The organism is Deltaproteobacteria bacterium, assembly GCA_016210005.1.
Classification (GTDB): Bacteria; Desulfobacterota; Binatia; order HRBIN30; family JACQVA1; genus JACQVA1.
Genome location: JACQVA010000160.1, coordinates 1 through 14,325, shown reverse-complemented (window position 1 = coordinate 14,325; position 14,325 = coordinate 1). Strand labels below are relative to the sequence as shown.

Genomic DNA, 14,325 nt, shown 5'->3' with positions numbered 1-14,325 from the left:
TCGTTGTTGACCACGGTTACTACGTTCAGTCCGTGTCGTACCATGGAATCGAACTCGGTAAAGTTCAGCCCGACCGAGCCGTCGCCCACGATACACACGACTTGATCGTCGGGATGGGCTGCCTTTGCCGCCATGGCGAAGGGCATACCAACGCCCAGGCAGCCGAGATAGCCGTGCGACAACCAGTGCCCACCACGGCGAATCTCGGCCGCCATGTCCATCCACGAAGAGGTCTCACCACCATCGGCGACGATGATCGCGCTGGGCGCCACTGTTGTCGCAATGGCGTGAGCGAGGCGATACGGGTGAATCGGTGCCGTATTTTGGGTGAGCGCCGCGCTGAACATCAGCTTGGGGAAATCGCGCGCCTGGCGGATGGTTTGTTGCCAGGGGCTGCGATCGGGCCAGGTACATCCGCCGGCGGCCGCCACCAGCGCGCGCACGGCTTCGCGGCAGTCGGCGACTATGCCCAGCTCGATTTCGCGATTGCGGCCGATTTCCTCACCGGCGATGTCGATCTGAATGATCCGGGCCGCCGCCGGGATCATCATTTCGCTGCGACCGCCGGTGAACAACCCGACCCGCGTGCCGACGAGCAACACCACATCCGGCGCCGCCCCCATCTGCGTAGCGGCACCGAGGGCCATGAAGCCGCGGCCGCTAAGCGGGTGATCGTCGGGCACCATGCCGCGGGCCTTCGAATTGGCGAACACGGGAATACCGGTGCGCTCGGCGAGCGCGACCAACTCTGCCCCGGCGCCGGCAAACCAGGCGCCGCCGCCGGCAAGGATGGCCGGCCGCTTGCAGCAGTGCGATCGCCCGTGCCACCGCCGCGGAACTCGGTCCCGGCATCGCCTCCGGCCGGATACGAGCCGGAAACAGCGCCTGCTCCTCCGGCACGCGCTTGAACAGCACGTCCACGGGGATCTCGATGAAGACCGGACCGGGCCGGCCAGTGGTGGCGATGCGCAGGGCTTGAGCCACAAGGTCGGGCAGGCGATGGGTATGGGTGATGCGGTGTGCCCATTTTGTGATCGGCTGCATCATCGCCACCTGATCGAGGCCGCCTTGCAGCGGCAGGGTCTCGGCATCAGCGAGCGGCGCGGCACCCCCGATGAACAGCGTCGGGATGCAGTCGAGATAGGCATTGGCGACCGCGGTGACGACGTCGGTTACGCCCGGCCCGGCAGTGACGATGGCAACGCCGGGCCGGCCGGTAGTGCGTGCCCAAGCGTCGGCGGCGTGCCCGGCGGCTTGCTCATGCCGGGTATCGATGATGCGTATCCGATGATCGAGGGCGGCTTGATAGATGGCGTCGAGATGGCCGCCGTGGAGGGTGAAGATCTCGTTGATGCCGTGCTGTTCGAGTACGCGAACGAGCATTTCGCCGCCGTCGATGTGCGCCATTACCTGTCCTCCTCGCGCCGCCACTGCGCGGCGGTTTGCCCAACGAGCGCTACCACAGCCGGCTTGCTTTCGCACGCGCCGCCTTGGCGCCCCTCGCGCTAACACCGCCGTCCGTTGAGTCACTCAAGCTTTGCGGCACTTGCGTTAGAGCCACCGGCCGCGGGCTGGTGTAACAGTTCGGCGGCCACGCGGTAGACCGGCTTGCCTTGCGACTCGTGATAGGTCCGCACCAGCAGTTCGCCGAGTAGACCCATGGTGACGAATTGCATGCCCATGATGCTCAGCAGGATACCGAGCCAGAGCAATGGGCGTCCGGCCAGCTCGACGCCGAACACCAGGCGCTCGAAACCGAGAACACCGACGATCAACAGACCGACGGCGGTGGAGGCCAAGCCGAGCAAGCCGAAGACGTGAATCGGACGGGTCGAATAGCTGCTGAGGAACTTCACCGTCACCAAGTCGAGCAGCACCCGCAGCGTGCGCGTCAGCCCGTACTTCGACACTCCGCGCAGTCGTGGCCGATGATTCACCGGCACCTCGATGATGCGCGCGCCGAGGTCGGCGGCGAGCGCGGGGATGAAGCGGTGCATCTCGCCATACAGACGCAAACCGCGGGCGAGATCCCCGCGCAGGGCTTTGAGCGTGCAGCCATAGTCGTGCAAGCGCACGCCGGTGATAATTCCGATTAGCCAGTTAGCCAGCAGCGACGGCAGGCGCCGGCTCCACCATGGGTCGCGGCGGATAAGACGCCAGCCGGCTGCAAGATCGTAGCCCGCTGCGATCCGCTCGAGTAGCTGCGGAATCGCCGCCGGATCGTTCTGTCCGTCCGCGTCCATCATCACCACGACTTCGCCGCGCGCCCGCGCCAATCCGGCGGCGAGCGCCGCCGTTTGTCCGAAGTTGCGACTGAGCTGGAGCACGCCGACGCGCGCATCGCCGGCATGCAAGTCGCGCAATGCCGCGAAGCTGCCATCAGTGCTGCCGTCGTCGACGTAGATGATTTCGGCCGACCGGCCCAGCCGGTCGAGTACCGCGCTCAGCTCGGCGTGTACCGCCGCCAGGCTCTCGACCTCGTTGAAGACCGGGATGACGATCGACAGCTGCATCATGGCCACCGCCATCGCCTAGCGCCGGTCAGACGCCCTCTTCACCCGAGGTCCGTCAGCGCGACAAACTGCCGGTAACGTCGCTCTATCTCCTCGTGCGTCAGCGTGCGCAGGCGCTCGAGGCTGAAGTCCTCGACACAGAACGACGCCAGCACGCTGCCGTAAACGATGGCGCGGCGCAAGCCGGTTTCCGAGGTGTCACCCGAACGCGCGAGCTCGCCCATGAAGCCGCCGGCGAAGGTATCGCCGGCCCCGGTCGGGTCGAAGACCTCTTCGAGCGGAAAGGCCGGAATCGCAAACACCGAGTCGGGCGCGAAGCGGATCACGCCGTACTCGCCGCGCTTGATCAGCACGCTCTTCGGGCCCATCTGGAGAATATGGCGGGCGGCACGCACCAAATTGCGCTCGCCGCTGAGCAGCCGCGCCTCCTCGTCGTTGACGGTGAGGACATCGACGCGGCCGAGCAGTTGCTCGACCGCGGGGCGCGCACTGGCGATCCAGTGGTTCATGGTGTCGCAGCCCACCAGCCCCGGGGCCGCGAGCTGATCGAGCACGCTGCTCTGCAGCCGCGGATCGATGTTGGCCAGGAACACGTACTGGGCGTCGCGATAGCTCGCCGGCAGCACCGGCTTGAAGTCGGCGAACACGTTGAGCTGCAAGTCGAGCGTGTCGCGCACGTTCATGTCCTCGTGGTAGCGCCCGACCCAGCGCCCGGTGCGCCCGGGCTGCAGCGTCAAGCCGCTGAGATCGACCCCGCGCGCGCGCAGGAAGTCGAGCTCGTGCGGCGGAAAATCTTCGCCCGCCGTCGCCACCATCTTCACCGAGGTGAAGAAGCTGGCGGCGACGGCGAAATAGGTGGCCGCACCGCCGATGACCTCTTCCACCTTGCCGTGGGGGGTCTCGACGGTGTCGAAAAACACCGAGCCAACAACGACGATACTCATGCACTCATCTCCGCTAACAGGGCCACACTTCACGCTCCAACGTACTTGCCGATAATGAGCCGTAGGTCCTCCCGCACTTGCGCCGGAATGCGGGCAGGATCGGTGATGATGGCGTTCTTGAGCGCGCTGCCGCAGGCGCAGGTCCTGGCCGCCGGCAGGCGGGGCACGGTGTCCGCCACCACCGCGCGGGCCAGGGCGACGTTGGCGTTCAGTACACGCAGGACATCCTCGATCGTCACATCGTCGTGGTGGGGGTTCCAGCAGTCATAATCGGTCACCAGCGCCATGGTGGCGAAGCACAGCTCGGCTTCGCGGGCGAGCTTTGCCTCCTGCAGATTGGTCATGCCGATCACGGTCGCGCCCCAGCTGCGATACATCTCGGACTCCGCCCGCGTCGAGAACTGCGGCCCCTCCATGCAGAGGTAGGCGCCGCCCTCGTGCACTGTCGCACCCACCGCTCGGCTAGCCTCGGCCACCGCGCGCATCAGCACCGCACAACAGGGATCGGCAAACATGACGTGCGCCACCACTCCGTTGCCGAAGAAAGTGCTCGGCCGCTTGCTGGTGCGGTCGATGAACTGATCCGGCACCACCACCTGCCCCGGGGCGACCTCCAGGCGCATGCTGCCGACCGCCCCGACCGCCACCAAGTACTCCACGCCGAGCTGCTTCATGCCGTAAATATTGGCGCGGAAGTTCAGCTCGCTCGGCAAAATACGATGGCCGCGGCCATGGCGCGGCAGAAAGACCATGCGCACGCCGTTGAGCGTGCCGCAAACGAACTCGTCCGAAGGATCGCCGAACGGCGTGGTGAGCCTTACGGACTTAACCTCCGCCAAACCCGGCAGCTCATACAACCCGCTGCCGCCGATCACGCCAACCGTCGTCACGTTCACCTCCACCGGAGTAATTTACCGCTGAGTCGCCAACTGCTCCGTCTCAGTTGCCAGCGTTGCCTGCCTGCCAGCAGAACTAGCCGCGAATCATCCGCAGCCGCGGTCCGCTGGCGATGGTCAGCTCGGCCACCGGACCAAGGATGTCACCGTCGATCATGTAGTAAGTTGGGCCGGCAAACTCAATCACCACGCGCTCGGCGAGATTGTCGTAGAGCTGCGCCGACTCGGTGGGAAAGCCGCGGCGGATGCGCCACAGCCGGCGCAGTATTTCCAGCGGCTCGAACGGCCCGGCCAGCAGATGGAAGAAGCCGCGCTTGCGCGTGGCCAGGTAGGTCGGCTTGAAGCCGAGTCCGATGTCGGCCAGCGTGCTGGCGTAGATGATGTTGAAGCGACGAAACGGCACCCGCTCGCCGTCGCAATCGACATCCGCCGCCACCGGCTGGAACACGCCACGCACAAATGAGGTGCCGAGCAACGCCGAGAGCGAGAGCTGAAAGATGAGCCAAGCGGCTTTGGCCGGGCCGCGGCGGGTTCCGGCGTAGTAGGCCCGCAGGAAGTTGACGATCGGGCCGGCGCCGAACATGAAGCCGAAGTGCTCACCGGCCACTTGCAGGACATGCCGTTCGGTAAGCTCGTGGGTCCGGCCGTGGCGGTAGTCGGCCATGACGTGCGCCAGCATCCGTTCCGGCCGCCGCCAACGGCCGCCGAGCGAGCGAATCATGGTGTTCATGGTGCCGGCCCGTAACGGCAGGAACAGCGGCAGCGGGGCCTTGCCGTACTCGCGAATCACGGCCGAGAGCGTGCGCAGGTAGCTGCCGTCACCGCCGCACACCGCCAGGATGTCGATGCCGCGCGCCCGCAATTCGGCGGCGGTCTCCGCCAACGCTGCCACCTCGGGCGTTACCAGCACCCAGCCGTCATCGCCGACGATCTTGCGAAAGCGCTCGGCGCGTTTCCCCGCCGCGCGGTTGCCCGCGGCGTGGGGATTCACCACCACCCCGACCCCAGCCACGACTCACACGCGCGGCGCGCGCTGCGCGGCGAGCTGACCGCAGGCGGCCTCGATATCTTGGCCGCGGCTGCGCCGCACCGTGGCCAGTACGCCGGCAGCGCGCAGGTGCTCGGCCAACGCCGCGATGGCATGGTCGTCCGCCCGCGCGAAACCGGCCTCGGGAAAGGCATTGAACGGAATCAGATTAACCTTGGCGCGAATGCCGTGGAGCAACTTGATCAAACGCCCGGCGTCGGCGAGCCGGTCGTTGACGCCGGCGAGCATGACGTACTCGAAGGTAATGCGCCGGCGCTGCGCCAGCGGCAGCGCGCGGCCAGCGGCCAGCAACTCCGCCAGCGGGTACTTCTTGTTCACCGGCATCAGTCGCTGGCGCAGTTCGTCGGTGGTGGCGTTGAGCGACACCGCCAGATTGACGTTGGTCTCGCGCACCAATCGCAGCATTTGCGGCACCAGCCCGACTGTGGACACGGTGATTCGCCGGGCGTTGATCGCCAGCCCCCACGGCGCCGACAACACCGCCAACGCGGCCACCACGTTGTCGTAGTTGTGCAACGGTTCGCCCATGCCCATTAGCACTACGTTGCTCAGCTCCTCCCCCTCGTCGAGCACGCGCTCGGCGGCCATTACCTGGCCGACGATCTCGGGCACCGCCAGCTGCCGCTGCAACCCGAGCCGGGCCGTAGCACAGAAGATACACCCCATGCCGCAGCCGGCCTGCGACGAGATGCACAGTGTCAGACGGCCGGGCTCGGGGATCAGCACCGCTTCGATCGCCAGGCCATCGGCCAAGCGGAAGAGGAGCTTGCGCGTGCCGTCTTGTGAGCGGGAAACTGCGGCCGGCACCAGCTGCGGAATCTCGAATTCGGCTGCCAGCTCTGCACGCAGCGCCAGCGGCAACTCACTCATCGCCGCAAAATCGCGGGCGCGGCGATGGTATACCCAGGTGAGTATCTGACTTTCGCGGTACTGCGGCAGCGCCCGCGCCGCGATCCAGCAGTGCAACGCCTGCGGCGTCAGTGGCGTGCGGCCGGTGCCCGCCGGGCGTGGCGGCTCACTCGAGGAGATCGAGCTGACTGAAGAAGAACGCGATCTCCCAGCGGGCAGTATCTGGGGCGTCGGAACCATGAACGGCATTCTGCTCAACATCCGTCCCAAAGTCACGCCGGATGGTACCGGCGGCAGCCTTGGCCGGATCAGTGGCGCCCATGATCTCGCGGTTACGCGCAATCGCGTTCTCGCCCTCGAGCACCGAGACCAACACCGGCCCCGAGGACATGAACTGGACCAAGCTCTTGTAGAAGGGGCGGTCCTTGTGGACGACGTAAAAGCGGCCGGCCTCGGCGGCGCTCATCTGGATGAAGCGCGAGGCTACCACCCGCAAGCCCCCCTGTTCGAGCCGCGCCAAGACTTGCCCGAGCCCGTGCTTGCGCACGGCGTCGGGCTTGATGATCGAAAGCGTTCGTTCGGTCATGTTTTCTTCCTCAACAACGGATTTAACGGATTGAACCGATTCCCGGAAGGGATTCCCGATGCCTCAGTGCTAACTCCGCCCTAATCCGTTAAATCCGTTGGTAACCTTACGCACTAGCGCAGGGCTGCTTGCATGGTTGAGCCCAGCTCCGCCGGGCTCTTGGCCACGTGGATGCCGGCGGCCTCGAAGGCGCGGATCTTTTCGGCGGCGGTGCCGCTGCCGCCGGCGATGATGGCGCCGGCGTGCCCCATGCGCTTGCCCTTGGGCGCGGTTTGGCCGGCGATGAAGCCGACTACCGGCTTGGTCATCTGGGTGCGAACGAACTCAGCCGCGGCCTCCTCGGCCGTACCGCCGATTTCTCCGATGAGCACGACGCTGGCGGTCTGCGGGTCGGCTTCGAACAGCGCCAGCGCGTCTATATGGGTGGTGCCGACGATGGGATCGCCGCCGATGCCGATGCAAGTCGACTGGCCGAGTCCGAGCTGGGTAAGCTGGTGCACGGCCTCATAAGTCAGCGTGCCGCTGCGCGAGACCACGCCGACGCTGCCGGGTTGGTGGATATAACCCGGCATGATGCCGATCTTGCACTGGCCCGGGGTGATGATGCCCGGGCAATTGGGTCCGATCAGCCGCGTGGTGCGGCCTTCGAGAAAGCGCTTCACCCTGACCATGTCGAGTACCGGGATACCCTCGGTGATGCAGACGACGAGCGAAACGCCGGCGTCGGCGGCTTCCATGATGGCGTCGGCCGCGAACGGCGGCGGCACGTAGATCACCGAAGCGTTGGCGCCGGTCTCACGCACGGCGTCGGCCACGGTGTTGAAGATCGGAATACCTTCGAAGTCGGTACCGCCTTTGCCCGGGGTGACGCCGGCGACCATTTGGCTGCCGTACTCGCGGCAGGCGCGGGTGTGGAACTGGCCGGTGGCACCGGTGATTCCCTGAGTCAGTACGCGCGTGTTTCGATCAACCAGAATGCTCACCACAGGTCCTTTCGCTCAGCGGGGCAGGTCTATCGACTGGGTACCGCTATGTCAATTTGGCCCCCGCCGAGGGTGTGCGACAAATTCGTGGCTAACGTGCAGCTGACCGGGCAAATCCTCACCGGTCTGACAGTACTGTGTACTGTCAGACCGAGGCCCATGGCCGAAAGGGGTAAACGCAGAACTGCTTGTCCATAGCGCCAAACGCCAAACTGGATTCCCGCTTTCGCGGGAATGACGGCCATAACACCGAACCACGTTACCCACAAATTTGTCGCGCACCCCACCGCCGGGTGAGCAACGCGGTGAAGAAGAAGCCGCTGGCCACCAAGATGATCATCGCACCGGCGGCGACGTTGAAGGCGTACGACAGGTACAAACCGCCGATCGCCGAGCAGATTGCGCTCACCACCGACACCGCCAGCATGCTCCAGTAGCCGCGCGCCAGCTGCAAACCCGTCGCCGCGGGGATGACCAGCAAGGCCTCGACCAGCACTATCCCGACCACACGCATCGCCGCCACCACGGCGATCGCCAGGCAGGTCAGCAAGAGATAGTGCAGCGCCTCGACCGGCAAGCCGCTGGCGCGGGCGACCTCCTCGTCGAAGGCCATGAACAGCAAGGCCTTGAACAACACCGCCACAATCCCCAACACGCCGGCAGCCGCCGCCGCCAGCAGCCACAGATCACGCGGCGCCACGGCGAGGATGTTGCCGAAGAGATAGCCGAACAAGTCCATCTGGTAGTCCCGGGCGAGACTGAGCAGCGCCACCCCCATGGCCATTACCGAAGAGAACAGAATTCCGATCGCGGCATCTTCGTGCAGGCGTCCGCGCCGGCTGATCCAGCCGATGGCCCACGCCACCAGCGTGCACACCACCGCCGCCAGTGCGAACGGGTCGAGTCCGGTGAGTACGCCGAGGGCCACGCCCCCGAAAGCGGAGTGGGAAATGCCGACGCCGATGAACGACAGCCGCCGCAACACCACGAAGAACGACAGCACGCCGCACAGCAGTCCGACCAGCACGCCCGCCACCAGCGCTCGCTGCACGAAGCCGTAGCTGAGGAACTCCATCACGGCACCCCGCCACGGGCCTCTTCGGAGAGAAAATCGAACTCGCAGCGGTAAGCCTCGCGGAGCTGGTGGCTGTGCAAGACCATCCGCGGGTTGCCGTGAATATGGGCGGTGCCGTTGATGCACAGCAGTTCGTCGGCGTGCCCGCCGAGCGCGAGCAAGTCATGCGAGACGGCGATCACGGTCAGCGACAATTCCCGCCGCAAGCGCAGCAACAAGGCGTATAGATCATGCTGCGCCGGTAGGTCGAGGCCGGTAGTGGCTTCATCCAGCAGCAGCACCCGCGTGTGCGTGCAGAGCGCACGCGCGAGAAACGCCCGCTGCTGTTCTCCGCCCGAGATCTCGCCGATCAGCCGATCCGCCTGTCCCGCCAGGCCGACCAGGGCAATCATGGCATCGACCTGCTCCCAGTCCTCGCGCCGTGCCCAGCCCCACAGCCAGATGTGGCCGGAGCGGCCCATCATCACCACGTCGCGCACCGTCACCGGAAAACGCGGATCGAAATCGCGCCGCTGCGGCACGTAGCCGATCTGATGCATGCGCCGGCCGAGTTGACGGGGCGGCCGCCCCAAGACCCGCACACTGCCGCGCGCCGGCTCGATCAGCCCGAGAATAACCCGCAGCAGCGTGGTCTTGCCGGCACCGTTGGGCCCGATGATACCGAGGAAGCGGCCGGGCGCGACCGCAAACGAAATGTCCCACAGCACCCGGCGGCCGTCGAGGTCGACGGCCACGTCCTGCAACTCCAGCGCCGGCCCGCTCATGACAACGCCTTCAGAAAGGCCGCCAGATTGTAGCGCATGAGCGCGAGGTAACTGTCGCGGCCGCTCACTTGCGCCCCCCCGATGGGGTCGACCACAACCACCGCGGCGCCGATCTCACCGGCGATTACCGCGGCGGTGCGCTCGGTGAATTGCGGCTCGGTAAGCACCGCGCGAACGTGCCCCGCCCGCGCCCGTTCGACGATGCGGGCGATCGACTGCGCCGAGGGCTCCTTGCCGGGCGATTCCTCAATCACCGCCACCTCCTCCAAGCCGTAACGGCGCGCGAAGTAGCGCCAGGCAGGATGAACCGCGACAAAGCCGCGACGGGGCACTGCCCGCAGCGCGCTACCAATCTCGCCGTCGAGTCGCGTCAGCTCCGCCGCAAACTCGGCTGCCCGCTTCTCGTAGGTTGCCCGATTGCGCGCATCGACGTCGCCCAAGGCCCGCGCCAGTGCCGGCGCCACGTGGTCGCGCACCAGGATGGGGTCGAGCCAGACGTGCGGATCGCCGTGGCTGGAGTCAGCCGGGCCGAGCAAGTCGAGCCCGTCGGTGATCTTGACCACGCGCGCCCGGCTGCCGGCGCTTTGCAGCAGATTAAATAGCCAGTCGTCGAGCCCCGCACCGACTCGGACTATCAGCTGAGCTCCCGCCAGCACGTGCAGCTGCTGCGGCGTCGGCTCGAAGGTGTGCGGATTGGCGCCGCCCGGCAGCAGCGTATGTACCGCCACGTTCGCGCCGCCGAGCTGACGGACGATGTCGGCGACGGGAAATATTGTGGCCACCACGGTGGTGGCGGCCGTTGCCGGCCGCACGGCCGCGCCGGCCACCACCGCGCAGGCCAGCGCCAGCACGGCGCGCCGCCTCTCTATGGTTGCTTGTCCGCTCACCCGCCTGTCGCTCATCGCGAAAGTGATTTCGCATACTGACCGGCGGCCACCAAGTCAACGTAAAGCGCGTGCCGCTCCGCCGGGCTGCTCCTCGTCGTCCAGGGCACGTTCGAGTCGCTCGGTGTCGTCGGGGCTGAGTGAAAAGTACTTCGCTTCGGGGTGGTGGAACACCAGCGCGCTGACCGAGCCTTCCGGGTCCATCATGTAACCCTCGGTGAGTTGCAGGCCGATTCGCTCCGTCACCTCCAGTAAGCGGAAGAGCTGGGCCTGGTCTTCCAAGCGCGGGCAAGCGGGGTAGCCAAAGGAGACGCGCAGGCCGCGGTAGCGGGCTTTGAAGAGATCCTTCAGGGTTGTACCCGGGTCGTCGGCGAAGCCCCACATCTGGCGCAGCTTGCGGTGCAACAGCTCGGCGAAGGCCTCCGCACTTTCGAGCGCTAGCGCTTGCAGTATGTGCGACCTGAGGTAGTCGCCGGCATCCTTCCACTGTTCGGCGAGGGCGCGCACCCCCGGCCCGATCGTGGTGGCCAACAGGCCGACGTAGTCGGGGCGGCCGGCGCTGAGCGGCAGAGTGTAGTCGGCGAGGCAGAGGCCGTCGTTCACCGTCTGGCGGCCGAAATGGAACGATTCCAGCACCCGGCTGCCGTCGGGCGAGAGGAGGCGCAGAGTTTCTCCCTCCGAGCCGGCGCGGAAGAACTTGTAGACCGCACTGGCGGTGATGTCGGGCCGCTGCAACATGATCTCCTCGACCGCCGCCACCTGCCGGCGCAGCTCGCCGGCCTGGGCGTCGCCGCCGGCGAGCGCCTCCTCGAACCTGCCCTTGAAGCCGAGATGGCGGGTGTAGAGCATCACCGGGTTGATGTAGGTGAAGATCTCCGCCAGGTCGTAGTCGTGCAGGACGTGGAGCTTGAGGTCGGGCGGCGTGGGAATGTCGTGGTCGCGGCGCAGTTGCGCGCGCGGCACCGGCACGGCCGCTTCACCGCCGGCGCGCTGTGCGCTCTCGGCGGCCAGCGCGGCTGCATCACGGGCGAGTTTGGCCGCGAGTTCCGCGCGCCGCACCGGCTCCATCAGGCGGTTGGCGAGGTCGAGGCCGGTCATGGCGTCGCTGGCGTAGGCGACCAAGCCGTCGTACTGCGGCGCGATCTTCAGGCGCGTGAAGCGGCTCGAGAGCGCCGCGCCGCCGACCAGGATCGGGCAGCTGATGCCGGCGGCTTTGAGGTCCTGCGCCGTCACCACCATCATCTGCGCCGACTTCACCAGCAGACCGGACAAACCGAGCGCGTCCAGCTTATGCTCTTTGCAACAGCGCACCAACTCCTCCGGCGCCACCTTGATACCTAGGTTGATGATGCGAAAGCCATTGTTGCTGAGGATGATGTCGACCAAGTTTTTGCCGATGTCGTGCACATCACCCTTCACGGTGGCGAGCAGGATGGTCCCCTTGGCTGCCGTCTCCGACTTGGCCATGTGCGGTTCGAGGTGGGCCACCGCCGCTTTCATCGCCTCGGCCGACTGCAACACCTCGGCAACGATCATCTCGTTGGCGCCGAAGCGGCGGCCGACCTCGTCCATGCCGCGCATCAGCGGGCCGTTGACGATATCGAGCGGGCGGTGGGTCTTGAGCTTCTCGTCGAGATCGGCGAACAGGCCGTCCTTCGAGCCTTCGAGGATGTAGAGCGCCAGGCGCTCGTCGAGCGGTAGATCGCGGCGCTGCTCGACCGTCGGCTTCGGCAGCTTGGTACGAAAGTGCGCGCTGAAGGCCCCGATGGGGTCGTCGCCTCGCCACCAGATCAGGTCCTCGGCCAGCCGGCGCTCGGCCTCGGGGATCGAGGGGTAGCGCTCGAGCTTTTCGGCGTTGACGATCGCCAGATCGAGGCCGGCTTGCACGCAGTGATAGAGGAACACCGAGTTGAGCACCTCGCGCCCGGCCGCGGGCAGTCCGAATGACACGTTCGAGACCCCGAGGATGGTCTTAGATTCGGGCAGGTGCTGTTTGATCAGCCGCACGCCCTCGATGGTCTCGACGCCGGCACCGATGTAGTTCTTGTCGCCGGTGCCGACCGGGAAGACTAGGGCATCGAAGATGATGTCGGGCGCCGGCACGCCGTATTCTTTCGTCAGCAGCTCATACGAGCGCCGGGCGATGGCCAGCTTGCGCTCGCGGGTAATGGCCTGCGCCTGCTGCGCGTCCTCGTCGATGCAGCCGACGACGAGCGCGGCGCCGTACTGCCGCGCCAGCGGCACGACGCGCTGGAAGCGCCCCTCGCCGTCCTCGAGGTTGATCGAATTGATCAGCGATTTGCCCTGCGTGCGCTTGAGCGCCTCTTCGATGACCCGTGCATCGGTGGAGTCGATCATGACCGGGGCTTTGACCTTCTTACCCAGCAGGTCGAAGAACGCGGTGACATCGCCGGCCTCGTTGCGATCGGGGTCTTGCAGGCAGACGTCGAGGACGTGGGCACCGCGGCGCACTTGCTGGCGGCCGATCTCGGTGGCTTCGTCGAGCCGGCCGGCGGCAATGAGCTGCTTGAACTTACGGCTGCCGAGCACGTTGGTGCGCTCGCCGACGATCACCGGCCGGGTGTCTTCGTCGATCACCACCGTATCGATGCCGGAGACCACCGCACGCCGCCCGCTGGCCGGCCGGCGCGGCCGATAGCGGGCGGCGATCTCGGCGATCAGGCGGATGTGTTCGGCGGTGGTGCCGCAGCAGCCGCCGACGATGTTGATCCAACCCTCGGCGCAGAAGCGCTCGAGCTTGCGTGCCAGCAGCGCCGGCAACTCGTTGTAACGGCCTTCTTCATCCGGCAAGCCGGCGTTGGGGAAGCAGACCAGCGGGAAGCGCGACAATTCCGCCAGCGTGCGCAGATGGTCGGTCATGAAGTCGGGCCCGGTGGCGCAGTTCATACCGATGGCCAATAGCTCGCGGTGTGCCACCGACACGTACAGTGATTCGATCGACTGGCCCGCCAGCATCGTGCCCATCGGTTCGATCGAGACCGTCAGCACCACGGGCAGCGCCCGGCCGGCTCTGGCAAAAGCGTCGTCGATGCCGAGCAGCGAGGCTTTTACATTGAGCGTGTCCTGCTGGGTTTCGAGAAACAGCAGATCGACACCACCATCGAGCAGGCCGGCGGCTTGCTCGGCGTAGGCCGCGCGCACCTGCTCGAAGCTGATGCCGCCGGTGACCGATATGGTCTTGGTGCCCGGACCCATCGAGCCGCCGGCGAAGCGCGGCCGGGCGGCGGTCGAGGCGGCCGCGGCCGCTTCCCGCGCGATGGCGGCGGCGGCGCGGCTGATCTCGCAGGCGCGCTCGGCCAGGCCGTACTCCCCCAGCACAATCCGTGTGCTTCCAAAACTATTGGTCTCGATGATGTCGGCGCCGGCATCGAGGTAGCTGCGGTGGACGGCGCGGATGGCCTCGGGGCGGGTGAGCACGAGGTGCTCGTTGCAGCCTTCGAATTCGGCGCCGCCGAAATCGCCGGCGCTCAGGTGCATCGCCTGGATGGCGGTGCCCATGGCGCCGTCGAGCACGAGAATGCGTTCGGCCAAGGCGCGCTGCAGCAGTGGGGTGCGGTCGTCAGTCATTGTACATATAAAGACATCTGCATACGCGCGTATCACGCCCGAGGGCGGAATTCCAGCCCGGAGGGCGTGGCGGCGGCCGGCGGGTGTGCGACAAATCTGTGGGTAACGTGCAGCCGACCGGGCAAATCCTCACCAGTCTGACAGTACTGTGTACTGTCAGGCCGAGGCCCATGGCCGAAAGGGACGCAATTTGTC

12 protein-coding genes are annotated in these 14,325 nt (G+C 66.5%); all 12 read right to left on the bottom strand.

The window, feature by feature from the left end:
* Window positions 1-986: thiamine pyrophosphate-binding protein (locus tag HY699_15760; GenBank protein MBI4517262.1), on the bottom strand; the 986-nt coding region annotated here is incomplete at its 3' end.
* Window positions 987-1,526: 540 nt separating this feature from the next.
* Window positions 1,527-2,513, bottom strand: coding sequence for a glycosyltransferase family 2 protein (locus tag HY699_15755; protein ID MBI4517261.1), 987 nt, complete (start codon window positions 2,511-2,513; stop codon window positions 1,527-1,529).
* 41 nt (window positions 2,514-2,554) lie between these two features.
* Window positions 2,555-3,457 (bottom strand): bifunctional hydroxymethylpyrimidine kinase/phosphomethylpyrimidine kinase, encoded by a 903-nt coding sequence (locus tag HY699_15750; GenBank protein MBI4517260.1) that lies wholly within the window; start codon window positions 3,455-3,457, stop codon window positions 2,555-2,557.
* Window positions 3,458-3,486: 29 nt separating this feature from the next.
* On the bottom strand, window positions 3,487-4,353 hold the full coding sequence (gene mtnP, locus HY699_15745; GenBank protein MBI4517259.1) for an S-methyl-5'-thioadenosine phosphorylase: 867 nt from the start codon (window positions 4,351-4,353) through the stop codon (window positions 3,487-3,489).
* Window positions 4,354-4,429: 76 nt separating this feature from the next.
* Window positions 4,430-5,365: a hypothetical protein gene (locus HY699_15740; GenBank protein ID MBI4517258.1), complete on the bottom strand. Its 936-nt coding sequence runs from the start codon at window positions 5,363-5,365 to the stop codon at window positions 4,430-4,432.
* A 3-nt stretch (window positions 5,366-5,368) separates the two neighbouring features.
* On the bottom strand, window positions 5,369-6,490 hold the full coding sequence (rlmN, locus tag HY699_15735; GenBank protein MBI4517257.1) for a 23S rRNA (adenine(2503)-C(2))-methyltransferase RlmN: 1,122 nt from the start codon (window positions 6,488-6,490) through the stop codon (window positions 5,369-5,371).
* Window positions 6,417-6,836 carry a nucleoside-diphosphate kinase gene (ndk, locus tag HY699_15730; GenBank protein MBI4517256.1) on the bottom strand — a complete coding sequence of 140 codons (420 nt, stop codon included), beginning with the start codon at window positions 6,834-6,836 and terminating at the stop codon, window positions 6,417-6,419. Before ndk ends, rlmN begins: the two co-directional genes overlap by 74 nt.
* 113 nt (window positions 6,837-6,949) lie before the next feature.
* A complete protein-coding gene (sucD, locus tag HY699_15725) occupies window positions 6,950-7,819 on the bottom strand; it encodes a succinate--CoA ligase subunit alpha (GenBank protein MBI4517255.1) in 870 nt (289 codons plus the stop codon).
* 259 nt (window positions 7,820-8,078) lie between these two features.
* Complete coding sequence (locus HY699_15720) at window positions 8,079-8,894, bottom strand: metal ABC transporter permease (GenBank protein ID MBI4517254.1); 816 nt, start codon at window positions 8,892-8,894, stop codon at window positions 8,079-8,081.
* Window positions 8,894-9,658 carry an ABC transporter ATP-binding protein gene (locus HY699_15715; protein ID MBI4517253.1) on the bottom strand — a complete coding sequence of 255 codons (765 nt, stop codon included), beginning with the start codon at window positions 9,656-9,658 and terminating at the stop codon, window positions 8,894-8,896. The genes HY699_15720 and HY699_15715 overlap by 1 nt, the downstream gene beginning before the upstream one ends.
* Complete coding sequence (locus tag HY699_15710) at window positions 9,655-10,545, bottom strand: zinc ABC transporter substrate-binding protein (protein ID MBI4517252.1); 891 nt, start codon at window positions 10,543-10,545, stop codon at window positions 9,655-9,657. The genes HY699_15715 and HY699_15710 overlap by 4 nt, the downstream gene beginning before the upstream one ends.
* Window positions 10,546-10,599: 54 nt before the next feature.
* Window positions 10,600-14,130, bottom strand: a complete 3,531-nt coding sequence (gene metH, locus HY699_15705) for a methionine synthase (protein MBI4517251.1) — start codon at window positions 14,128-14,130, stop codon at window positions 10,600-10,602.
* Between the last annotated feature and the right edge of the window lie 195 nt (window positions 14,131-14,325).

Coding starts and splice junctions, on each gene's coding strand:
- HY699_15720 (MBI4517254.1), bottom strand. CDS start 8,894: ATGGAGTTCCTCAGCTACGGCTTCGTGCAGCGAGCGCTGGTGGCGGGC.
- ndk (MBI4517256.1), bottom strand. CDS start 6,836: ATGACCGAACGAACGCTTTCGATCATCAAGCCCGACGCCGTGCGCAAG.
- HY699_15750 (MBI4517260.1), bottom strand. CDS start 3,457: ATGAGTATCGTCGTTGTTGGCTCGGTGTTTTTCGACACCGTCGAGACC.
- HY699_15755 (MBI4517261.1), bottom strand. CDS start 2,513: ATGCAGCTGTCGATCGTCATCCCGGTCTTCAACGAGGTCGAGAGCCTG.
- HY699_15715 (MBI4517253.1), bottom strand. CDS start 9,658: ATGAGCGGGCCGGCGCTGGAGTTGCAGGACGTGGCCGTCGACCTCGAC.
- rlmN (MBI4517257.1), bottom strand. CDS start 6,490: ATGGTTCCGACGCCCCAGATACTGCCCGCTGGGAGATCGCGTTCTTCT.
- metH (MBI4517251.1), bottom strand. CDS start 14,130: ATGACTGACGACCGCACCCCACTGCTGCAGCGCGCCTTGGCCGAACGC.